This window comes from Tannerella forsythia 92A2 (assembly GCF_000238215.1).
Classification (GTDB): Bacteria; Bacteroidota; Bacteroidia; order Bacteroidales; family Tannerellaceae; genus Tannerella; species Tannerella forsythia.
Window position 1 is genome coordinate 3,197,996 of sequence record NC_016610.1, and the last position, 23,297, is coordinate 3,221,292.

The 23,297-nt window shown below is 49.7% G+C and carries 22 protein-coding genes, 1 other RNA gene and 1 pseudogene; 18 read left to right on the top strand and 6 right to left on the bottom strand.

Annotated features, from left to right (window positions below):
• Positions 1-86 precede the first annotated feature (86 nt).
• Both BFO_RS12995 and BFO_RS13000 read right to left on the bottom strand, forming a co-directional pair.
• Positions 87-947 carry a sugar phosphate isomerase/epimerase family protein gene (locus tag BFO_RS12995; protein WP_014226246.1) on the bottom strand — a complete coding sequence of 287 codons (861 nt, stop codon included), beginning with the start codon at positions 945-947 and terminating at the stop codon, positions 87-89.
• A 29-nt stretch (positions 948-976) separates the two neighbouring features.
• Positions 977-2,215: a 3-keto-disaccharide hydrolase gene (locus BFO_RS13000; RefSeq protein WP_046472706.1), complete on the bottom strand. Its 1,239-nt coding sequence runs from the start codon at positions 2,213-2,215 to the stop codon at positions 977-979.
• A 117-nt stretch (positions 2,216-2,332) separates the two neighbouring features.
• Here BFO_RS13000 and BFO_RS13005 point away from each other — a divergent pair, with 117 nt between their 5' ends.
• The 7 genes from BFO_RS13005 to BFO_RS13030 all read left to right on the top strand — a co-directional run bounded on the left by BFO_RS13005 (position 2,333) and on the right by BFO_RS13030 (position 9,955).
• On the top strand, positions 2,333-2,833 hold the full coding sequence (locus tag BFO_RS13005; RefSeq protein WP_014226248.1) for a thioredoxin family protein: 501 nt from the start codon (positions 2,333-2,335) through the stop codon (positions 2,831-2,833).
• 15 nt (positions 2,834-2,848) lie between these two features.
• The gene (locus BFO_RS13010; RefSeq protein WP_014226249.1) at positions 2,849-3,472 is read left to right on the top strand and encodes a bifunctional nuclease family protein; all 624 of its coding nucleotides are present in this window, start codon (positions 2,849-2,851) and stop codon (positions 3,470-3,472) included.
• A 29-nt stretch (positions 3,473-3,501) separates the two neighbouring features.
• Complete coding sequence (locus BFO_RS13015) at positions 3,502-4,200, top strand: 16S rRNA (uracil(1498)-N(3))-methyltransferase (RefSeq protein ID WP_014226250.1); 699 nt, start codon at positions 3,502-3,504, stop codon at positions 4,198-4,200.
• Positions 4,201-4,297: 97 nt separating this feature from the next.
• Positions 4,298-4,672: RNase P RNA component class A (rnpB, locus tag BFO_RS14635), an RNA gene on the top strand.
• A 30-nt stretch (positions 4,673-4,702) separates the two neighbouring features.
• Positions 4,703-6,067: a YihY/virulence factor BrkB family protein gene (locus BFO_RS13020; protein ID WP_014226251.1), complete on the top strand. Its 1,365-nt coding sequence runs from the start codon at positions 4,703-4,705 to the stop codon at positions 6,065-6,067.
• A 237-nt stretch (positions 6,068-6,304) separates the two neighbouring features.
• Entirely contained in the window at positions 6,305-8,743 is a 2,439-nt protein-coding gene (gene thrA / locus BFO_RS13025) for a bifunctional aspartate kinase/homoserine dehydrogenase I (RefSeq protein ID WP_014226253.1), read from the top strand.
• 6 nt (positions 8,744-8,749) lie between these two features.
• Positions 8,750-9,955, top strand: a complete 1,206-nt coding sequence (locus BFO_RS13030; protein ID WP_014226254.1) for a cofactor-independent phosphoglycerate mutase — start codon at positions 8,750-8,752, stop codon at positions 9,953-9,955.
• A 1,004-nt stretch (positions 9,956-10,959) separates the two neighbouring features.
• On the opposite strand, the gene BFO_RS13035 is transcribed toward BFO_RS13030, so the two are convergent.
• The 4 genes from BFO_RS13035 to BFO_RS13050 all read right to left on the bottom strand — a co-directional run bounded on the left by BFO_RS13035 (position 10,960) and on the right by BFO_RS13050 (position 17,142).
• A complete protein-coding gene (locus tag BFO_RS13035) occupies positions 10,960-11,856 on the bottom strand; it encodes a bile acid:sodium symporter family protein (RefSeq protein ID WP_014226255.1) in 897 nt (298 codons plus the stop codon).
• 43 nt (positions 11,857-11,899) lie between these two features.
• Complete coding sequence (locus BFO_RS13040; protein ID WP_014226256.1) at positions 11,900-13,888, bottom strand: glucosamine-6-phosphate deaminase; 1,989 nt, start codon at positions 13,886-13,888, stop codon at positions 11,900-11,902.
• A gap of 162 nt (positions 13,889-14,050) precedes the next feature.
• Positions 14,051-16,513 carry a replication restart helicase PriA gene (gene priA, locus BFO_RS13045; RefSeq protein WP_014226258.1) on the bottom strand — a complete coding sequence of 821 codons (2,463 nt, stop codon included), beginning with the start codon at positions 16,511-16,513 and terminating at the stop codon, positions 14,051-14,053.
• A 26-nt stretch (positions 16,514-16,539) separates the two neighbouring features.
• The gene (locus tag BFO_RS13050) at positions 16,540-17,142 is read right to left on the bottom strand and encodes a porin family protein (RefSeq protein ID WP_014226259.1); all 603 of its coding nucleotides are present in this window, start codon (positions 17,140-17,142) and stop codon (positions 16,540-16,542) included.
• Between the two features lie 367 nt (positions 17,143-17,509).
• On the opposite strand from BFO_RS13050, the gene BFO_RS15725 reads away from it, so the two are divergent.
• From BFO_RS15725 to BFO_RS13095, 11 genes and pseudogenes are all read left to right on the top strand, one after another.
• The gene (locus BFO_RS15725; protein WP_014226260.1) at positions 17,510-17,734 is read left to right on the top strand and encodes a hypothetical protein; all 225 of its coding nucleotides are present in this window, start codon (positions 17,510-17,512) and stop codon (positions 17,732-17,734) included.
• 328 nt (positions 17,735-18,062) lie between these two features.
• A complete protein-coding gene (locus tag BFO_RS15210) occupies positions 18,063-18,476 on the top strand; it encodes a hypothetical protein (RefSeq protein WP_080561829.1) in 414 nt (137 codons plus the stop codon).
• A 9-nt stretch (positions 18,477-18,485) separates the two neighbouring features.
• Complete coding sequence (locus BFO_RS15215; RefSeq protein ID WP_074452267.1) at positions 18,486-18,680, top strand: nuclear transport factor 2 family protein; 195 nt, start codon at positions 18,486-18,488, stop codon at positions 18,678-18,680.
• Positions 18,681-18,768: 88 nt separating this feature from the next.
• The gene (locus tag BFO_RS16290; RefSeq protein WP_236684411.1) at positions 18,769-19,014 is read left to right on the top strand and encodes a macro domain-containing protein; all 246 of its coding nucleotides are present in this window, start codon (positions 18,769-18,771) and stop codon (positions 19,012-19,014) included.
• A 45-nt stretch (positions 19,015-19,059) separates the two neighbouring features.
• Positions 19,060-19,278 carry a macro domain-containing protein gene (locus BFO_RS16295; RefSeq protein WP_074452268.1) on the top strand — a complete coding sequence of 73 codons (219 nt, stop codon included), beginning with the start codon at positions 19,060-19,062 and terminating at the stop codon, positions 19,276-19,278.
• Positions 19,269-19,592, top strand: a complete 324-nt coding sequence (locus BFO_RS13070; RefSeq protein WP_052299302.1) for a hypothetical protein — start codon at positions 19,269-19,271, stop codon at positions 19,590-19,592. The genes BFO_RS16295 and BFO_RS13070 overlap by 10 nt, the downstream gene beginning before the upstream one ends.
• Positions 19,593-19,622: 30 nt before the next feature.
• Positions 19,623-20,284, top strand: a pseudogene (locus BFO_RS14245) (IS1595 family transposase); the annotation flags it as partial.
• 91 nt (positions 20,285-20,375) lie between these two features.
• A complete protein-coding gene (locus BFO_RS13080) occupies positions 20,376-20,738 on the top strand; it encodes a YbaN family protein (RefSeq protein ID WP_041591393.1) in 363 nt (120 codons plus the stop codon).
• A 6-nt stretch (positions 20,739-20,744) separates the two neighbouring features.
• Positions 20,745-21,755 (top strand): M28 family metallopeptidase, encoded by a 1,011-nt coding sequence (locus BFO_RS13085; RefSeq protein ID WP_014226264.1) that lies wholly within the window; start codon positions 20,745-20,747, stop codon positions 21,753-21,755.
• A 108-nt stretch (positions 21,756-21,863) separates the two neighbouring features.
• Positions 21,864-22,559, top strand: coding sequence for a hypothetical protein (locus BFO_RS13090; protein WP_041590950.1), 696 nt, complete (start codon positions 21,864-21,866; stop codon positions 22,557-22,559).
• 28 nt (positions 22,560-22,587) lie between these two features.
• Positions 22,588-23,274 carry a nitroreductase family protein gene (locus tag BFO_RS13095; RefSeq protein ID WP_014226267.1) on the top strand — a complete coding sequence of 229 codons (687 nt, stop codon included), beginning with the start codon at positions 22,588-22,590 and terminating at the stop codon, positions 23,272-23,274.
• The last annotated feature ends 23 nt before the right edge of the window (positions 23,275-23,297 follow it).

The window sequence follows — 23,297 nt, forward strand, 5'->3', positions numbered from 1 at the left end:
GAACGGGCGCATAAGAAGAGAGGGTGTGCCGGAGCGAAAAGCTCCGGCACACCCTCTCTTCTATTTGTGAATCCGAAGGAAGAAGTTTAGGGAAATAGTTCTTCGACCGTCTGATGGAAATATTCGATACATTTCCGGATATCCGGTACCGAGTTCTCCCAGTTGGCTTCGTACTCAATCGAGAAAACGCCTTCAAACCGCTGACGTTTCAACTCTTCGAGCATGCCTTTCATATCCAGACTGCCGGTGCCCCAGATCACATCATCCTGCCAGGCCACACCTTCCTTTTTCGGTGCGACATCTTTGAAATGAAGCGACCGTACACGTCCCTGCAACATTTTCAAACACTCCACCGGATCAAGCCCTTCGCGACGCCAATGACCGACATCGGCACAGGAACCGATGCGTGCATCACGCGTCGAGATCTGTTTCAACACGTTTTCGGGTGTCCAATAGTCCGACGGCTGCGGATGATTATGGACGGACACTTTCAGATCGTACTGTTTGGCCAGACGTTCTATCAGATCCCAGTCTTTCGTTGCCGGCTCGCACGAGATAAATTCCATCTCCATATCCTTGGCCAGTCGAAACATCCTTTCCCATGTCGAGGCATCGTTGGTCATGTACACGCCGGTACCCGCGAAACGGATCTGCTTTGAGGCGGCAAGCGCTTTCAGCTCTTCGCGCGTTTGCGCGTCGAGATCGTAGCCGAACACCCGATCGCCCCATTGTCCGCCCAGTTTATGGCCGGGATAGACCTCGATGTTGTGAACCCCCAGCTCCGCTACTTTGTCGAGTGCTTCTACGAGTGTGAACTTATGGAACGTATACGATTGCACGGACAACCGCCAACCGTTTTTCTCAGCCTTGTCCCGTGCCGGACAAACGGTCGGTAAAAGGCTGCATATAAGTGTAACGACCGCTCCCAGCCATATCGTTCTTTTCATCTTCCGGATCGTTATTGGTGAGGGAATGATTACAAGGTTTTCACCCGGATGTTACGCCAAAGCACCTTAATGCCGCCTCCGTCATGTATTTGAAGAGCGATACGACCTTGACCGGCTCCGATCTTCTCGTCCTGAATATCGACCATCTGTTCACCGTTCAACCAAGTCGTTACCTGATTGCCGACCACCCGGATACGCATTGTGTTCCACTCTCTTTCTTTGAGGAAGTTTTCGCGATCGTCCGGAATCTGGATCAGCCATCCGCGGCCATACGACTCGTAGATACCGCCCGTATCGAATCCTTTCGGAGCCACCTCCACCTGCCAGCCGTTCACTTTCGCTCCTTCTTCTACGAACGAACGGATGAAGATACCCGAGTTGCCATCGGCTTCCTGCTTGAAGTCGGCCGTCAACTCGAAATCGTTATAATATTTGCATGTGGCCAGATAACCGTACTGCTTGTCGGGACCGCTCTCGCAGACGAGCAGGCTGTCCTGTACATACCATTGCTCCGTTCCGTACACATCCCAGCCCGTCAGGTCTTTGCCGTTAAATAATTCTTCTTCCTCCGTCTTGCGCGGTAATTCACGGATTTTAATGTTGCGGAACCATGCCGGATAACCGTGATCCTGCAAGCATATCAGCCCTTTGCGCGCCAGACCGTATTCGGGAGCATTCTCCCACTTACCGCTGTTCTTACGTTGGAACCAATCGTCCGACCATGCTTCGAATTCGATCGTTTTCTGTCCGTTCATGTAGTATTCTACATGTCCGTTGTCGAAGACAATTTTCGAGGTATTCCATTCGCCGGCGGGACGTACATTCATCGTCGCGAAATCGGGCAGATACATCGCATAATCCACGCCGCAACGCTGCCAGTCTTCCAACGGTTCGGCAAACCCTTTGTCGTCGATCAACTGGTATTCGGGACCGGTCACGTATGGCACCTTGTACTGCGGACGCTCCACAACGTGATAAAGCAATCCGCTGTTACCGCCCTTCGAGATTTTCCAATCCCATTGCAGCTCGAAATTCTCATAGATACGATCATACACGATGTATCCGTTCTCATCGCTGCCTTCGCCATCGGCCTGAATAGCACCGTCGACCACTTCCCACGGACCGGTCAGGGCCTGACCGTTGTAATCACGCCAGCCTTCGAGCGTCTGACCGTCGAACAGCAATTGCCATCCCGCTGCCTTTTCCTCTTCGGTCAACACATTTTGCGGTTTCTCGGAACATGCCGTTAAGGCTCCGAATAAAACCATCACACATAAACAATTCATGCACTTCATCATAAAAACAATTTTAAAATTTTCAAAAAACTCCACAAAGATAGTCATTCTTTGTAAAATGATTATCTTTGTCCGGTGAAAACAAAAAGAATGAAAAGTAAACGGATTATGCTGGGCGTTGTCTTGTTCTTCTCCGCTTTGTGCGGAATGAAAGCCGAACATCAGACATCCGTCCCTCCGGTAAAAGCGGGCAATTTCACCTATACATTGGGTTCAGAGCAAAAGGATTCGCTTTACGCGCTTACATCGGAATGGATACTGCTCTATTTTTACGAACCGACGTGCGAAGACTGCCGCTTACTCACCGAACAAATAGCCGGATCGGAAATCCTGAATCGTCTCTTTGCCGAGAAAAAGTTGCAGGTACTGGCCATCTATCCGGACAATGACCGGGAGCTTTGGAAAAACCATGCTTCCCACCTGCCGGAGCAGTGGATCAACGGGTATGACGAACATTTGTCGATCATCCCCGGAAGCAACTATCTGTTCCGTTCATTACCGGCACTTTATCTGCTGGATAAAGAGAAGTACATCCGTTTGCGGGAAACAACACTCGAAGTCATTGAAAATGCAATGCGAAGAATAAAATGAAGGAGGAATCAAACAATGGATAAGAAGATCAGATTAATCGTGCAGGGATTGACGAACAGTCAGGTCCAGTCGGGGGCTTATGCGTTGATTTTGTCGGAGAACGGGCCGCGCCGCCTGCCCGTCATCGTCGGTGTTTCGGAGGCGCAATCGATCGCGATTGCGTTGGAAGAGCTAACTCCTCCCCGTCCTTTGACACACGATTTGTTCGTCGGGGTGATACAGTCGTTTAAACTCTTTCTTTCGGAAGTATTCATCTATCGATTCGAGGAAGGAGTATTCTATTCGGAGCTTATCTTTTCGGACGGAACGAACGAAGTACGTATCGACTCGCGCACGTCGGACGCCGTAGCGATCGCCTTGCGGGTAAACTGCCCGATATACACGCTCGAATCGATCATGCAGCAATGCGGGGTGGTGATTGATGAAGGAACGATCGAAAACGAAGCGCCGGTATTATCGAAAGACCTGAATCCCGAAGAGATTCACGACCCGGAGAAACTGCGCGAATGGCTCAATATGCTGCAACGCGGTGAGCTTGAAGAGCGGATGCAGAAAGCCATCGGCGAAGAGAAATACGAGTCGGCCAAGATTTACCGGGACGAACTGAACCGCCGTGATCATTTCGGCGATATACAATAAACGATACACCTTATATAGACAGTTCACGCATGCAGCTTTTCTACGCTCCCGACATTGCGACGAATCCGCTCTTACCCGAAGAGGAATCGAGGCATTGCACGAAAGTACTGCGTCTGACAGTGGATGACACGTTGATGCTGACCGACGGCAAAGGGGCGTTTTACCGGGCTGTGATTGCCGAACCCCATCCGAAATATTGTCGGGTAACGGTTGTAGAACACCTGCCGCAGGCGCCGTTATGGCCGTTCCGGATACATCTGGCCGTAGCGCCGACGAAGAATATCGACCGTATGGAATGGTTTCTCGAAAAAGCGACCGAAGTAGGCATCGATACCGTGACATGCCTCAACTGTCGCTTCTCGGAACGTCGGGAGGTAAAGACCGAGCGGTTAGAGAAAATCCTCGTTTCGGCCATGAAGCAATCGCAGAAAGCACGCCTGCCTCAGCTTATCGGAATGAGCGACTTTAGCGATTTCGTCGCCCGTCCGTTTGAAGGACGAAAAATAATTGCGCATTGCCACACTCCGGATTTGCCTTTGATTCGTTCCGTCTACCGTCCGGGCGAAGATGCGCTGATACTGATCGGCCCCGAAGGAGATTTCAGCAAGGAAGAAGTGGAGCTGGCCGAAGCGCATGGCTTCACAGGTGTTTCATTGGGAAAAAGCCGCCTGCGCACCGAGACAGCCGCCTTCACCGCCTGCCATACCCTCCATGTCCTAAATCAGTAAGAGGCAATCTTCCGCACGAACAAACACGCTTATGGCGCACGTTTTTTAGCGCCCCCAAATGCGTTGAATCGATTATTTCCACTATCTTTGTCTCTTGGCAGCAGACCGGTCTGTCGCTTATTCTTTTGGGGATGAGAGGAAAGTCCGGGCAACACAGGGCGCCATCCTTCCTAACGGGAAGCTGTCTGCGAGGGCAGAGTAACGTAGCAGAAAAGAACCGCCGCGCCGTAAGGCGAGGTAAGGGTGAAAAGGTGAGGTAAGAGCTTACCGCTCCCGTCGGAATACGGGAGGTCCGTACGTCTGATGGGTTGTAAGGTCATGTATACCGACGATAGAGGGCGGCTCGTCCGATGTCGGGGGGTAGACCGCAAAGAGTTTGCCGGCGACGGTAAGCCAAGATAAATGACAGACGCTTCGTCTTTCTTTTCGGGGTGACGGAGTACAGAACCCGGCTTACAGGTCGGCTGCCTTTTTTTACGATAAACAACACATCAGCATAACGATGCCGGATAATAAGACGACTAAAAAATCGCTCATCACGCGAATTAGCGAGGGAATTTCATCATTGATTCGCTTCGTCACCTACGATATTTGGAGGGTAGCTGACAACGAAATGAGCGGGTTACGCCGATCCTATATTTACGTGGCCAAGACCGTGATTCTGGCCGTGCGCGGCTTCAGAAGCGAGAATTTGCAGACACGCGCCTCAGCACTGACATACAGCACGCTATTGGCCCTTGTTCCGTTATTGGCCGTCATTGTCGGCATAGCAAGCGGATTCGGCTTTCGCGACACCGTGCGAAAAGGGCTGTACGACTTCTTCCCCAGCCAATCGTTTCAAATCGATAAGGCACTCAATTTTGCCGAAAATTACCTCTCCATGGCCAAAGGAGGCTTGTTTATCGGAGTAGGACTTATTCTCCTCTTTTACACCGTCATCAGTCTGATTTCGACGATCGAACGTACCTTTAACAACATCTGGCAGATACAAAAAGACCGCCCGTGGCATCGCAAGGTAAGCGACTATATGGCGATGTTTGTCATCCTACCCGTACTGATGACCTGCTCAAGCGGACTCTCGATCTTCATTTCAACGATCCGAAACTCTTACCTTAACGAATTTATTTTCCTGACCCCGATTGCCGACCTGACGCTCAGCCTGTTGCCTTACGTAATCATCAGTCTGTTCTTCACGCTGCTCTATATCTTCGTTCCCAATACGAAGGTACGCTTTCTCAATGCGTTGGTGGCCGGGACCATCATTGGATGTGTCTTTCAGATTTTCCAGAATTTCTACATCAGCGGACAGATCTGGGTAAGCAAATATAACGCTATCTACGGAAGCTTTGCCGCCCTTCCTTTACTCATGCTATGGCTGCAAGTGTCGTGGTTGATCTGCCTGTTCGGCGCCGAGATCGTTTATGCCTCACAGAACGTGAAAAAATTCAGCTTCGAACGCGACAGCAAAAATATCAGTCGACGGTATCACGACTTTTTGGCTATCCTTATCGCTACGCTAATCGTAAAACGCTTCGAACAAGGAGAAAAGCCCTACACGGCCGACGAGCTTTCGGAGTCATACCGCATACCTATCCGCCTCACTACAAGAATCCTTTGTTTACTTACCGAGTTAGGCATTCTGATTGAAGTCAATTACGAAGACGACGAGCGTATTGTTCATTATCAACCGGCTTTCGACATTCATCAGATTAGCGTAGGACTCTTGCTGCGAAAAATCGATGAGCACGGATCGGAAAACTTCAAGATTGATACGAACGAAACGTTCGGAAAAGAATGGCATACCTTTCTCGATAAACGACAAGAACTTTACCTGCCCAACAAGGACATTCTGCTGAAAGATTTATAACCATCGTTATCTTTAGCCGTATGAACGATTCTATCTGTCGGAGTAAAAACATACCGATCCTGAAAAATCCATGTCTTACATTAGAGAAACGACACCATCCTCCAAAGGATAAGTTTATTCATCAAACAGAGATTGATTTGCTTGCTCCGTATTTTTAAAATCTGGTGTCTCTTTTCAGCTAAAAAACCTCTATCTTTGCGGTCTGATTCAGGTTTAGCAAACAGATTACATACATCAATGAAAGTATTGAAATTCGGTGGCACATCGGTCGGTTCGACGGAAAGTATCCGCAGTGTCAAAAAGATTGTCGAAGCCATTGAAGAGCCGGTTATTGTTGTCGTTTCCGCATTGGGCGGGATCACCGACAAACTCCTGAAAACCTCTGAGCTCGCGTCGAAAGGGGATCCGGCCTATCAGCAGGAATTAGCCGAAATCGTTGCACGTCATCGCAACATCATCGAAAGCGTTGTGCCGAAAGCTGCACAGGAAAAGGTAGAGAATCTGGTAATGGAGACGCTCGACGAGCTGGAGAATATTTTCCGAGGCGTCTTTCTAATCAAAGATTTATCTCCTAAAACGTCGGACACGATCGTTAGCTACGGCGAACGGCTTTCGTCGTTGATCATCGCTCATATCATCAAGGACGCCAAGCTATATGACTCGCGTCAATTTATCAAGACCGTCAAGCAATTCAACAAGCATATCGTCGATTTCGAACAGACAAACCAACGGGTCAACGAAACGTTCCAATCGCTTCCGCAGGTGGCTCTTGTACCCGGATTCATTTCATCGAGCTGCGAAAACGACGAAGTGACAAACCTCGGTCGTGGTGGATCCGACTATACGGCAGCCATTCTGGCTGCGGCGCTGAATGCATCGATCCTGGAGATCTGGACAGACGTCGACGGATTCATGACTGCCGACCCACGCGTCATCGACTCCGCATACGTCATCGACCGTCTCTCATTCACCGAAGCGATGGAGCTTTGCCACTTCGGTGCCAAAGTTATTTATCCGCCAACGATTTATCCCGTACTCCGCAAAAATATTCCGATCCGTATACGCAACACCTTCAACCCTGAAGCTCCGGGTACGTATATCTCAAAAGAGTCGCACGCCGACAAGCAGAAGAGCATGATCAAAGGCATCTCGTCGATCAACGACACCTGCCTGATCACCGTACAGGGACTGGGTATGGTAGGAGTCATCGGAGTTAACCGACGTATCTTCAAGGCACTGGCACAAAACGGAATCAGTGTGTTCATGGTCTCGCAAGCCAGTTCGGAAAACAACACGACATTTGCCGTGAAAAATGAGGATGCCGAGCTGGCTGTACGTGTACTCGACGATGAGTTCGCACTGGAACGTTCACAGGGCGAAATGAATCCGACGATTGCTCAGAAAGGACTGGCGACAGTGGCCATTGTAGGTGAAAACATGAGGCATACACCCGGAGTGGCCGGCAAACTGTTCGGTACGCTCGGAAGTGCGGGTATCAGTGTCATAGCCTGTGCGCAGGGAGCTTCCGAAACGAACATCTCATTCGTCATCAAACTTGAGTCGTTACGTAAGGCGTTGAACTCCATCCATGATTCGTTCTTCCTTTCGGAATACAAGGTACTTAACCTCTTCCTCGTCGGTATCGGAACGGTAGGTAGCCACTTGTTGGAACAGATTCAACGGCAGCAACCTGAGCTGATGAAGCAAAACAGACTAAAAATCAATGTGGTCGGCATCTCCAATTCCAAACGTATGTTGCTGAATCGCGAAGGGTTGGATCTGACAATGTGCATTAAAGAGCTAAAGACAAAGGGTACCCCCTCCTCGCCCGAAGCATTGTACGATGAGATTATCCGGATGAATATTTTCAACTCCGTCTTTGTCGATTGCACCTCGAGCGAGAAAATCACAGCGCTTTACGAAAAGCTGCTGGACAATAACATCTCCGTCGTGGCAGCCAACAAGCTCGCGGCCTCCTCTCAACAGAAAATTTACCAACTGCTGAAAGATACCGCTCGCAAACGCAATGTAAAATACCTTTTCGAAACGAACGTAGGTGCGGGCCTGCCCATCATCAACACGATGAACAATTTGATCAACAGCGGCGACCACATCCTCCGGTTAGAAGCTGTCGTTTCAGGTACCCTGAACTTCATCTTCAACACGGTCAGCGAAGACATATCGCTGAGCCAGGCGATCCGTATGGCCGTAGACGCCGGGTATGCCGAACCCGATCCACGCACCGACCTGAGCGGCAAGGACGTGATCCGTAAATTAGTGATTCTCGCACGTGAAGCCGGCTACAAGATCGAACAGAAGGAAGTAAAAATAACCTCCTTCATTCCCGAAGCATATTTCAACGATACGGTGGAGTATTTCTGGGAACATATTCCGGAACTGGATGCCGCCTTCGAAGAAAAACGCAAGAAAATCGCTGCCGAGAACAAACGGATGCGCTTCGTTGCCAGCATGAAAGAAGGGGCTTGCGAAGTCGGACTGAAGGAGGTAGACAGTCACCATCCGTTTTACGAACTCGAAGGCAGCAACAACATCATCATGATTTCGACCGAACGCTATCATGATTATCCGATGATCATCAAAGGATACGGAGCCGGAGCGGCCGTAACGGCTGCCGGCGTGTTTGCCGACATCATCTCCATCGCGAACATCCGCTGAGGCAAAATGAAGTATCTCGTTGTCCTCGCAGACGGTATGGCAGATGAGCCGATAGCCGAATTGGGACATCGCACGCCGTTGCAATATGCGCGAACGCCTTATATGGACCGGCTTGCAGCATCGGGAGTGACCGGACGCCTGCGTACAGTTCCCGATGGCTTTGAGCCGGGCAGCGAGGTAGCCAATCTGTCCATATTGGGCTACAGCCTCCCGGCTGTCTACGAAGGACGCGGCGCGCTCGAAGCGGCCGGTATGGGAATACGATTGCAACCGGACGAACTGGCCATGCGGTGTAACCTGCTCTGCGTGCAGGAAGAACGGCTGAAAAGTTATTCGGCAGGAGACCTCGCCGACGAAGAAACCGAACAGCTCATCACCTTTCTTAACGACGAGCTGGGCGATGAAAACATCCGGTTTTATCGCGGCCTGTCATACCGGCATCTGCTGGTCATCAAAAAGGGCGACAAACGGATCGACTGTACACCTCCCCATAACATCCTCTCGCTTCCGTTTCGCCCGGCTTTGGTCAGGGCTCAAACACCCGAAGCCGGCTCAACAGCCGTCCTTCTCAACAAACTGATTTGGAAATCGCAAGATATACTGCCGGATCATCCGGTCAACCGCCGACGGATCAACGAAGAGAAAGAGCCGGCCAACAGCATCTGGCCATGGTCACCGGGATATCGCCCAGTCATGCAGACATTCAAACAGCTGTATGGCATCGGAAAAAGCGCCGTCATCTCGGCCGTCGATGTGATTCGCGGTATCGGAGCTTATGCCGGCATGGACGTGATAAGCGTCGAAGGAGCTACCGGCAAACATGACACGAACTACGAAGGCAAAGCACAAGCAGCTATCCGAGCCTTGCAAACGCACGACTTCGTATATCTGCATATCGAAGCGAGCGATGAGGCCGGACACGCAGGTGATGCAGCACTGAAAGTCCGTACCATCGAAGACTTGGATTCCCGGATTATCAAGCCTTTATTCGAAGCGCTGAGTCAATGGGATGTTCCCGTCACGGTCGCGGTACTGCCTGACCACCCTACCCCATGCGCTCTGCGTACACACACCGACACGCCCGTTCCTTTTCTGATCTACCGTCCCGGAATAACACTCGACAGGGTAACCCGCTACGATGAATTTTCCGTGCAGCATGGAAAATACCCGTTGCTCAATGGCAACGAGTTCATGAAAGAAGTATTGAAGTAAAAAATGCGCCGGTTCGTTTATCCCGGATTCCGTGATAGAAGAAATAAGAATGACTTTAATTCAGGCCTTCAGCCCTCCGAACAAGGTCCGGATGTCGATACCCCACCCTTGCGGGATGGGGCTGAAATAATTCGGGCTTTCAGCCCTTTCGGACAATGGTCAATGGTTATGCGTGGTACACGCCGAATCATGTACCCGGCAAATAACCATTAACCATTGATAATTAACAATTGAAAAACAGCCCTGAAAGGGCGAAATAATTCAGCCCAATGCGAAGCGTTGGGAAAAAGGCATCGCATCTCGGCGGAGGGCTGTAAGCCTGAATGAATATTGATTTAGATCCCCCTTTGTCATTCCGAACACCTCCTCTTGTCATTCCGAACACAGTGAGGAATCTCGCGGGGAAAAGGAGGAGATTCATCGCTTCGCTCTGAATGACAAAAGACCGAACGCAGAGGAACATCCCCCCAGCCCCCCTTCAAAGGGGGGAAGAGCGAAGCGAAGGGGGATGTTACCCCTTCAAAGGGGGAAGAGCGGAAGCGAAGCGTTGGGGAAAAGCAATATCCCCGTTGGGAGGGCTGTAAGCCTGACGTAACCATTGTCGTACATTCGCACATCCATTATTAATGGTAAACGCCGAAAAGTGTATCGCGTAATTTGGGTTTAATTCAGGCCTTCAGCCCTCCGAACAAGGTCCGGATGTCGATACCCCACCCTTGCGGGATGGGGCTGAAATAATTCGGGCTTTCAGCCCTTTCGGACAATGGTCAATGGTTATGCGTGGTACACGCCGAATCATGTACCCGGCAAATAACCATTAACCATTGATAATTAACCATTGAAAAACAGCCCTGAAAGGGCGAAATAATTCAGCCCAATGCGAAGCGTTGGGGAAAAAGCAATATCCCCGTTGGGAGGGCTGTAAGCCTGACATAACCATTGTCGTACATTCGTACGTCCATTATTAATGGTAAACGCCGAAAAGTGTATCGCGTAATTTGGGTTTATTTGTCTTTCTTTCCTTTTTTCCACAACTGCCAGCTATTGATCATATTTTGCCACAGGATATACCCCGAAGGTGCGATCGCCGTCAGCGGATGCAGATACGTCTGTGCCATCCAGACAGCAAGGATCGTATTCTTCTGTCCGAGCCCCTGCCCCGACGACACCGGATCGCCATAATAACGGCCGATACGACGACCGAGTATAAATTGCAACACACATAAAACGAGCGACACACCCAGCAAACCGTATTCCGTTTGATAGTCGACATTATCCTGATTCAGCATAAACTGAACGGTGATACCCGTCACTACAGTCAGGGCAACAGCCCAGAGATAGAAGGTCATACGCGGCATACTCAGCAAAAGACGGTGTACCCGAGGCGTCCATTTCCGAACGGCCAACGCCACAAACAGGGGGAGAATAAGCAGCGGGAGGACTTTCCGGCAGATAAACCATACCGACTGCATAAACGTCATCTCATCGCCATGTACGCCGGTCAAGGTGAAATAGACGGGGGCAGCGACGGCCACAGCCATGTTGCAGAACAGCAGATAAGCCGTCAGGAAGCCGACATTGCCGCCGAGCATACCTGTAATCACGGCCGCCGCTGTCGCCGTAGGTACCAGCATGCAGAGCATCGCTCCCTGCGCCACGACAGCGTCGAACGGACGCAGTATCCAGTAAACGGCCGCACTCCCGACCAACTGAATCACCAACAGCCAGAGGTGTGCCGGATGGAAGCGAATATCCTTCAGCGAGATTTTACAGAACGTGAGCAGCAGCATCGTAAAAATCAGGTAAGGAGTCAAAAAAGAAAGGCGGCTGACCCATTGATGAGCCAGCACGCCTGTAATCATTGCGATCGGAAGCATCCAATCTTTTACGAATTTCAACACTTCGGTTATCGTTTATGGTTCGTTTCCGATTCGGGAACTTACGTTACCGGATGGGAATATACTGCACGAACGCCTCGATAGCCTCATACGAAGCCAGACCAAGTTGTTTGTACAGCTCGGCTGTCGCACGGTTACGGTCTTCGGCGCGTTGCCAGAAGAGACGTTCGTCATCGCCAAGGAACGGTGCGCTTTCAGCCTGCGACTGATGCTTGAGAATCGCGTTCCGTTTGTAACGCAACTCTTCCGGACTGATCGGCACGGCCATCTCGATATGGTCCATCTCCCATTCCGCCCATGCCCCGCGATACATCCATATACGGCAATCCTTCATCCACTTCTGATCTTTCACCTCATCGATCGCGGCCAACGCAGCGTCGAGACACACCTTATGCGTTCCGTGCGGGTCGGCCAGGTCGCCGGCGACAAAAATCTGATTCGGCTTCACTTCGAGCAAGAGTTTCTTAATGATCTCCACATCTTTCTCGCTGATGGGGTTCTTCTTCACCAGACCCGTTTCGTAGAAGGGCAGATCGAGGAAATGTACATGCTCGTCCTTGACTCCCGAATAACGACATCCGTGACGCGCTTCTTCACGACGGATCGTCCCCTTCATAAACAGCACATCGGGACTTTCGGGCTTACCGTCTTCTTTCTTGTCGTAACGCAGATACTGTATGATCTCTTCCGCTTTTTTCCGGATCGTCTTATCTTTCGGCGAATATTTATCACATACATCGCACAGATATTCGCAATACCGGATCACTTCCTCATCGCCTACGGCAATGTTGCCCGATGTCTGATAAGCCACATGCACGTCATGATGCTGGTCGCACAGACGACGCAACGTTCCGCCCATCGAGATCACATCGTCATCGGGATGCGGGCTGAAGAGGATCACTCGCTTGGGATACGGCTCGGCACGTTCGGGACGGTTCGAATCGTCGGCATTCGGCTTTCCGCCCGGCCATCCGGTGATGGTATGCTGAATATCGTTGAATATTTTGATGTTCACATTGTAGGCCGACCCGTAGAGCGCCAGCAGCTCGCCAAGCCCGTGTTCACTGTAATCCTTGTTGGTAAGTTTGAGAATCGGTTTATTCGTCAACTGACAGAGCCAAACGATGGCGCGACGAATCAGTTTGTTGTCCCATTCGCAGGTCGTCACGAGCCACGGATGACTGATACGTGTCAAGTCACAAGCCGACGAGAGATCGATGACCGCTTTGGCATTCGCATGATGCTGGAGGCAGGTAGCGGGCAAAGCATCCGTGACCGGATTTTCGATCGTTTTGCGGATAATATTGGCTTTATTTTCGCCCCACGAGATCAGCACGACCTTTTTCGCATCCATAATCGTACCGAGTCCCATCGTAATCACGCCCGCGGGCACGTTTTCGATAGAGCTGAACAACTGTGCCGATTCCTTGCGCGACGTGTCGTCCATCAGCACCAAATGCGTGCGTGAGGCAACCGACGTACCGGCACTGTTTAGACCGACCGTGCCTCCCTGTCCGATACCAAGCAGCATATAATCAATGCCTCCGCATTCGTTGATCTTCTGCTCATAGCTCTGACAGAACTCATAGATATCGTTTTTGTTCATAAAGCCATCCGGGCTGTAGATGTTCTTTTTCGGAATATCCACATGATTCAGGAATACTTCCTGCAACTGATGCAAGTTGCTGTTCGCCGCATTCGTCAGCGGATAAAATTCGTAAAGCAAAAAAACGATCACATTCTTAAAGCTCAGCTGTTCCTCTTTATGCATCTGAATGAGGTGTTGAAAAAGCGTGTGCGGCGAACGTCCGCCCGGTATAGCCATAACGAACTTCTTCTTAGCCTTTTGCTTTTCTCTGATCTCGTCGGCGATTTCTTTAGCCAGCGCTGCCGAACCTTCATCCATCGTCGCGTAGATATGGGTCCGTATCTTCTCGAAACGTGTCAGCAAACTGTACTCGTAAGCATTTTCCGGATGGTAGTATCTTTCCGGTATACGCGTCAACGTAATTTGTGAACTTAAATTATTTCTCATTATAATTATTATATTTGATTTTTTTCCGCACAAAGGTACGAAAAATATCGTCTCATGCGCCCTTCAAAAACAATTTGCAGCGAACAATGTGTTTTAGCATCATGTACACGATAAAAATGCACAAGAAATTCCGTATCGAGGACGACTAACGCTGTTCCGCTCCTACTGCGGATCAACATCGGCATGCAGAATAACCTGACGGAACGACGGTGTCTGCTGCATCGCCGCATGAGCGGCTTCGAGCGTGTGACGCACGTCTTTCACGGCAACCGAAAGCGGTATCTTCAACATAATTCGGCGCACAAACAACGTCTGAACACGACCTATCGGCGGTACGAAGGGGCCGACAACGTTCGTCCCCAAATCGCTCCGTAACTGCTCGCCGTACATGGCCGCGAACCGGTCCAGTGTCGATTCGTTCTTCGCCCGCATGATGACCGTGATCAGGCGGCAATAAGGCGGATAGCAGTATTGCTTACGCTCGGTCAGTTGTGAGAGTGCCATCCCGTCGTAGTCGAAAGTCTGTACCATGCGCAGTAGCGGATGTTGAGGTTGTGACGTCTGAATGATAACCGTTCCCTGTCCGGTACGCCGCCCTGCGCGTCCGCTCACCTGCATCATCAGCTGAAAAGCCCGCTCATGAGCGCGGAAATCCGGAAAGTTCATCAGGCTGTCGGCGTTCAGCACCCCAACCACGCTGACGTTCCCGAAGTCCAATCCTTTCGAGAGCATCTGCGTTCCGATCAGAATCTGTGTCTTCCCCTCTTCAAAATCGGTCAGGATACGCTCGTAGGCACGACGAGTACGAGCATTGTCGAGGTCGAGACGCGCTGTGGCGGCGTCAGGGAATAAGGTGGCGATCTCCTCTTCGATCTTCTCCGTGCCGAAGCCTACCATCTTGACCTCGGCGCTCGCACACGAGGGACAACGCGACGTCACAGGTTGCGAATAACCGCAATAATGGCAAACTTGCCGATGACGGCTGCGATGATACGTGAGCGTCACGTCGCAGTTCACGCAGTGCGGCACATAACCGCACGCCTTGCATTCCAGTATCGGAGCGAAACCGCGCCGGTTCTGAAACAAAATCACCTGCCGTCCGTGCGTCAGCGCCTCGTCGATTTTTTCGCGCAGCAACGGAGAGAACAGCGTCTCCTTCATGATTTTTTTGCGTCGCAATGTTTTCACGTCGACGATATGAATTTGCGGGATTAACGTTGGACCATAACGTTCACGCAGCGTGACCAGCCCGTATTTTCCCGTCTTCGCATTATAAAACGAATCGAGCGAAGGCGTAGCCGAGCCGAGCAGTGTGCGGGCGTCGTGCATCGAGGCCAGCATAATGGCCGCATTGCGTGCATGATAGCGAGGCGCCGGGTCCTGCTGCTTATACGACGGCTCCTGCTCCTCGTCCACAATGACCAGCCCCAGAGCGGAAAACGGCAGAAACAGCGACGAACGTACTCCCACTACCGCCAACGGCTCGTCGGCCTCAAGCAGCTTATTCCACACCTCCACCCGTTCCGCGTCAGAGAGCCCGGAATGATACACCAGCAGACGTTGGCCTAACACCCGCGCCAACCGTTCGGTGATCTGTGTCGTAACGGCAATCTCCGGCAACAGATACAAGACCTGCCGCCCCTCCCACAACGTCGCAAGGATCAGATGCAGATAGATTTCCGTTTTTCCGCACGACGGCGCTCCGTGCAACAGGCAAACGGCTTTCGTCGCGAACGTCTCGTTGATCGAGGTAAATGCCGCTTGCTGTGCCGCGCTCAGCGGACAGGGCGGATGCAGAGCCAACGTAAGATGTAACCGGCTGATCTCCTTCCGATACGCCTCGATCACCCCACGCCGCAACAGCCCGTTCAGCGCCGACGGATCGGCACCGGCTGTTTTCAGCAACGCTTTTCGGGAGATTTCGGGTGTGCCTTCTCCCCGAAAAGGTTTCGTTTCGTCGAGGAAAGAGAGTAACAGCTTTTCCTGTTTCGGTGCTCGCCTCAACGATTCAAACACTGAGACGAGATCCGCTTCTTTCTCATACAGGGAAGACAGACGCAGGTAGATTTCCGTCTTGGGCACGAAGCCGCGTTTAAGCTCTTCGCGAACGGTTACGGCTCCCTGCTTCACAAGTTGCGTCAACGCGGGAATCAGGTTGTGCAGGCCGGTTTTCTTCTCAATCTCTGCCACTGTTTGCGGCTTTCCCTCTCCCGCCAACGCATCGAGTAGCGTTTGCAACTTGGGCGACAGGGGACGGGAAGCCTCAAAATCGTCACAAAGCGAAACGACGGTCTCGCTTCCGAGTTTCAGGCCGGAAGGAACAGCCGCTTTATACACATCGCCCAACGTACAAAGGTAATACGAGGCCATCCATTCCCAGAAATGCAATTGACACTCGTGAAGGACAGGCGCTTCATCGAGCACGGTAAAAACGGATTTGACCGCATACAAATCGTCGGGAGGACGCTCGTGCACCTCCCTTACGATAGCCGTATAGTAGCGTTTAGCCCCGAACGGAACAATCACCCTGCCGTTGGGCAACACCTGCGATGCCATACCTTCGGGGATCGCATACGTGTATGTCTGTGCCAAAGGCAAGGGCAAGATAACCTCCACATATTTCATACGTTCTCCGGGAGAGTAATCTTCCTTTAGAAGAATACGGCAGCCGAGATCATCCACGTGTGCGGCTTGCCGATATAAGAGATGATATCGTTATCGACCTTGTATGTCTTATAATTGTCGGTCAACCCGAGACTGTACGTCAGTCCCACCTGTACGATATCGAACACCTCGGCACCAGCCGTAAAGTTCAACCCTGCGGCAAAACTCTGGGCCTTCAATTGATCCGTCACTCTTCCGGGTATGTTTCTGAGCTTGTCGCCCGACACGCGGAACGAAGCATACGGACCGGCCGCCACGTAAGGTTTGACAAGCGGTAACATAATCTTGTACTTCAGATTGACGGGCACATCGATATAATCGTTCCGGTATCCTTTATCATTCAATCCGAATCCTTTCTGACTGTACACCACCGCGGCATCGACCCCCAGGCCGGCTACGGGAATCATCAACTCGATCATCGGGCCGATATGAAATCCGGTGATATTCTCCGAATCGATCACATCCCGATTAAACTTCACCGAGGCAATATTTACTCCGCCCTTCACGCCGAAACGCAACTGTGCCTGCATAGCCGGTGCTGCCAATAATACAGCAACGAATAAAAACCATTTCAATTTTTTCATCATCATAATCTCCTATCATTAATATTTATACTCGATGGCAAAGGTATTACAATCCATTCAATAAACAAACCCAATGCTTCATCTCCCCTTTTTCCCCCTTCAAAGGGGGGGAATGCAAGGCTGATTACTGAGAACTGAATGCTGTAAAAGCCCTGAAAGGGCGTAATAATTCAGCCCAATGCGAAGCGTTGGGGAAAAAGCAATATCCCCGTTGGGAGGGCTGAAAGCCTGACGTAATTCAATTGTTAATTGTCAGTTGTTAATTGTTATGCGTGGTACACGCGGTATCCGAACGCAGAGGAACATCCCCCCAGCAGCCCCCCTTCAAAGGGGGAATGCGGAAGCGCAGCGTTGGGGGAACAGGCGAACGCCTTTGGCGTTCGTCCATGGGCCTCGGGTGGTGAGCCGACGGAGCAGCGAGCAGGGCGATAGAAAATCAGGCTGTCCGAGCCAAGCGAGTTACCTGATTTTCCGACCTGAAAGCGTCGCGAAGGCGTGCGAAGCGCACGAAGACGAAGCCTTGACTTTTTGGTTACTTTTGGGTCAAGCCAAAAGTGACAGAAAAGAGATTCATCGCTTCGCTCTGAATGACAAATGACCGACCGCAGATGAACATCCCCCCAGCCCCCCCCTTCAAAGGGGGGGGGAAGAGCGGAGCGAAGGGGGGGATGTAATCCTTTCAAAGAGGGAATTTGCAGAGCTGAATGCTGATAACTGACAGCCCTCAACAACTAAACATCTAAACCAATCAACATGTAAACAGAAAGATGATTTTATTCCCGCTTCAATCTTAGCGTTGCAAAGGGATTTTTTGTATGATAACAGGTATGCAACCATTCCAATAGCTCGGCAATCCGTGTGGGCACTTCTAACAAATAATCACTACCTTTACCCTTGTCTTTGAAAAACGGATAACTCATTTTACAATGCAACGGTACATTTTCAGCCCCCCCCTTTTTGAGTTCGAACTCAAAGACCTCGCCGAGATAACGCACAAGAAATTGCAACTTTCGGGTGTACCTCATCGCATCGATTTTTATCAGATTTTCCGTTTCGAGGACGGCAAAATCGTAGAGCATTGGGACAACCTCCAAGAGACCCCCAAACAGTCCAACCCAAGCGGTCGCACGATGACCGACGGAACTACTGAAATCAAAGACCTCGACAAGACCGAACAAAATAAGGTTTTAGTGCGTAATTTCGTGGAAGATATTTTGGTAAACGGTCGAATGGAGAAACTCGCAGGTTACTTCGACGGCGACAACTACATTCAGCACAACCCGCAGATACCCGACCAACTTTCTGGATTGGGAGCTACTTTGGAAGCTTTGGCAAAATAGGGTATCTTTATGAAATACGATACTATCCAAAAAGTATTGGGCGAAGGTAACTTTGTGCTGACCCTCAGCGAAGGGCATTTCGGTAATGCTCATAATACTTTCTACGACCTTTTCAGGGTCAAAAACGGAAAAATTGCAGAACACTGGGACGTAATAGAACCTACTTTGGTTAAACATTATGATTTACGAAATGAGCAACAATAATTTGTCCTTTATTCTTAAAACGCTTCTTGATGAACGTGCGAACTACGCCGATATAGCAATTCCTGATTTACAGAACGAGCAACGATAATTGATGCGTTCTCTACTGAACGTGCGACCTCCTTTGCCCGTGAGCGATGCGTTTTGTACCGCACAGGATGCCGAGTTGTTGGTACAACGAGCCGAAAAGGGTATTGTGCATCGCAACGAAACGCAGATTTCGGATATCGACAAGCGTTTGCGGCTTTGGCAGGGCGACATTACACGACTTGAAGTTGATGCTATCGTAAATGCTGCCAACAGCAGTCTGTTGGGGTGTTTTATTCCGCACCACTAATGTATCGACAACGCCATTCACTCGGCAGCCGGCGTACAACTTCGCTTGGAGTGCCACCGTCTGATGCAGGAGCAAGGTAGCGAAGAGCTAACAAACAGTGCCAAAATGACGAAGGGGTACAACCTGCCTGCACGGTACGTGATACACACCGTGGGACCGATTATTCAAGCACCACGCCCAACCCCTGTGCAGGAACAGGAGCTGGCAAACTGCTATCGCTCTTGTTTGAAGATTGCCCCGTATGTGGTGGCAGTATGGCGGTAAACGTTCGCAAAGATGCGTTTTTCGTACAGGACGAGCAATGGGATATACAGGCAGAATATTACGAATCGTTTGTAAGCCAAGCTATTCGTTGTAAATTGCTACTGCTTGAGTTTGGTGTGGGCTACAATACCCCAACCATTATTCGCCTACCTTTTGAACAAATTGCACAGGCAAATCCCGCCTCGTTGCTGGTTCGCTTCAACCGCGACAACCCCGAAACCTACGTACTGAAATCACATATTCCTATTACAGAGAATATTGCAAAGGTCGTTGGCGATTTGCTCGCTTACAGAGAAACCACAACGAGTATTTGAAATTACTGTCCGATAAAATGTGTACCTTAAGAAATCCAGCGTCAATTGGGACATAATCGTTATCATCCTATTTGGCATATGGTTCACAAACTTCGCGAGGCCATGGGTAAAAGAGATGATGAATATGTCCTTGCAGGTTGTATAGAGTTGGATGAGGGTTATTTTTCCACAGAGATGAGTCAAGAGGAAAAAGATAAACCCTTGAAGCGTGGACGTGGCAGTCAAAAGAAAAGCAAAGTTTTAGTTATGGCAGAAAGTGAAATGGTTGAATTTCCGAAAACCGGTCAGAAACCACGAAGAGTCGGCTATTTGAAAATGAAAGTAATCGATGACTTGAAAAAAGAGACCATTAATGCAGCGGTTCAGCAGTTAGCTTCCGGAGCTAATCAAATCGACACGGATCATTCTACCTCTTATGTAGAATTGAAAGATTTTGTACCTAGAGACACCACTCTCAGGTTATCCCCAAAGAGAAAGTGGGCGAGGTCTTACCCTAGGTTCATATCGCCATCAGCAATGCCAAGAGACAGTTGATAAATACGTTCCATGACATCAAACCCGAATTCTTACAAAATTACTTAGATGAATTCTGTTACAAGTTTAATCGCCGATATTTGGGAGAAGCTCTCTTTGGAAGATTGCTCGTAGCTTGTGTAAGCTATAGAAATGAGTTTAGGTATAAGTACAGATAATCATATTAAGGATAATCAAAAATTTTTATCGGACAACTATAAAAAAAGCATTATCTTTGCGATGCTGTCAAAGTCGGCAAGCATGCAAGTAATGAGAATTTTCTGGGTCGTATTAGGTAGTGTCAGTCTGGCATTGGGGGTTATCGGGATATTTGTTCCGTTGTTACCGACTACGCCTTTTCTCTTACTTTCGGCGGCGACCTATTTCAGAGGGTCCCCCCGCCTTTACCATTGGTTGCTTCATCATAAATATTTCGGAAGTTATATCCGTAACCTTCGCGAAGAGCGTGCCATTCCGCTACGCGCAAAGATTCTCTCCATTACGGTGATGTGGCTTACGATCGGCCACTGTGTTCTGCTGATGGGTATTCCCGTTTGGTTGCGGATTGTCCTGACAGCCATCGCTGTCGGCGTTACCATTCATATTCTTTCGTATAAAACACTAAAACATTAATTTTTTATGACACCGTTTCTGAAATTCATCATCACAGGAAGCGCTTTATGTCTTTGCCACATCACCCGCGCACAAGACACACCTCAACAAAAAGGTTTACAGACTATCAACCGCGCAACTGCCGAGGCACATATTGGTTTTCTGGCAGATGATGCGCTGCGCGGGCGCGAAGCCGGAAGTCAGGAAGGCCGTGTAGCCGGCGTGTATCTGGCCTCTTATCTTCAAACATTGGGACTAAAACCTCTGTTCGACTCATATTACCAGCCCTTCGAGGTTTATCGCGCCGAACGTCAACAGAAAAAACCTTTTCAGGTGCATCCCGACTCCGTCGCGATGCTTCGCAAAGGGGTACATCAGAAACTTGCCATGCGCAATGTGCTTGCCCGGATTGAAGGTAAGCGTCGCGACGAAATCGTAATCATCGGCGCACATTACGATCATCTGGGTTACGATCCGCATTTGGACGGCGATCAGATTTATAACGGTGCAGACGATAACGCGTCGGGCGTTGCCGCGCTTTTACAGATAGCGCGCGCTTTTTTAGCTACCGGTGTACAACCGGAACGAACCGTCATTTTCGCGCTATGGGACGGCGAGGAAAAAGGATTGCTCGGCTCAGCCTATTTTACGCAGACCTTTACCGATCTGGGCAAGGTGAAAGGTTATTTGAATTTCGACATGATCGGGCGCAACACGAACGAAGCTGAGCCGGAACATGTCGTATATTTCTATACTGCCGCCCATCCCGTTTTTGGCGACTGGCTGAAAAACGATCTTATAACCTACGGATTGAAGCTCAAACCCGACTATCGTGCATGGGATAAACCTGTAGGAGGCAGCGATAATTCATCCTTTGCCAAACACGATATTCCTGTGATTTGGTACCATACCGACGGACATCCTGATTATCATCAGCCGTCTGACCATACGGAAAAAATCAATTGGGAAAAGACCGTCGAGATTACGAAAGCGGCTTTTCTCAATCTCTGGAACCTGGCCAACGAACGGATTTTTTAACACATCGCCCTTACAATCAAATCATTTCGTCTATTTTCTATACGTTACGTATCTAACTGACTTTTTTATTGTATTTTTGCACAATAAGAACAAAATAATGTAATCGTCATGAAATCATTTATTACACTCCATCCAACGAATCTGAATAAGATAGCGCAGGGCACTCAACAGGATAAAACCGTCCTCGCAAGACTGGCAAACCCGATATTTCGGAATATACATTTTACCTTGTCTGCTCTGGTTCTTTTTTTCATGCCCTTTTCTTCTCGGTTGATCGCTCAAACACCTGCCGAGTCGGATATGAGATTTCTGACCGAAGGACATGGAAAGGCTTTTTATCTTCATGTAGATGCAGCACCTGACGACGAAAATGAAATCGGCCAACATAGTTTATATATGAAAGATTTGGCTAACGGATCTTTTACACGGCTGTTTCAAACATCGCCCTACGGAAAAGAAGGATCCAAGCTAAAGATAAAAAAGGAAGGCATATATACGGATGGAGAGATTGAAATCATAGATGAAATTGTTCTCTTATCCGAATCGAAAATCTTAATTAGTGGATGCCCCGATGCTCGAAATATTTATTCGTATATATACGATTTGACAACAGGAAAAGCCGTTTTTCTTGACGTTTACAGCGGATATGTCGACACCGTCGAAGAAGATGGACGTCCCTTAATTAAGATGTCCACATACGCCTATCGCCCGAATGGCGGCGGACGCTATGGAATCTATGTTTATTTCGATATGGAAGGGAACAAAATCCGTAAAGAGGATGCACCTGAAGACGAAGACTATTAATCTATTATCACCATTAATACCTATAGACATGAAAACTTTCAAACATTACGCAAGCTGCCTTTTCGCAGCAGCATTCCTGATTACGGGATGTCAAAACAGCAACAGCACAAGTGCAACGGCCGAAACGACGACTGAAGCAGACTCTCTCGCGATCGGTAAGGATACAGGCAATCCGGTGATCCGCACCATTATGGAGCGTCGCAGCATCCGCAAGTATAAGCCGGAGTCTGTACCGCGCGAGAAGATGGACATCATCCTGCGCTGTGGCATCAATGCTCCCAGTGCCATGAACGGACAGCCGTGGGAAGTACGTGTTGTTGACAACCCTGAATTTATTGATGGCGTTACAAAGCTCTTCGTCGAATCTGCCAAGGATGACGAACGCATGTTGAAAATGGTGCAGGATCCTGGGTTTAAAAACATGTTCCGCAATGCTCCCGCCGTTATTTTTATCGCCGGAAAAGATGGCGAAGGAAAATTTGACTGCGGTTTGCTAAGCGAAAATATCATGTTGGCGGCTCATGCCATGGGTTTAGGCACCTGTTGTCTCGGTAGTCCGATAGGTTTTATGAAAAGCGATCTTGCCACCGACTACAGGAAACGTCTCGACTTTTCTGAGGGCTACGAGCTTTATTACGCTATTGCGATCGGCTATCCCGACGAATCCCCCGAAGCCAAACCGCGCGATGCTTCCAAAGTCCGCTATGTAGAATAAAGACTTGCACCATGCAATGAACG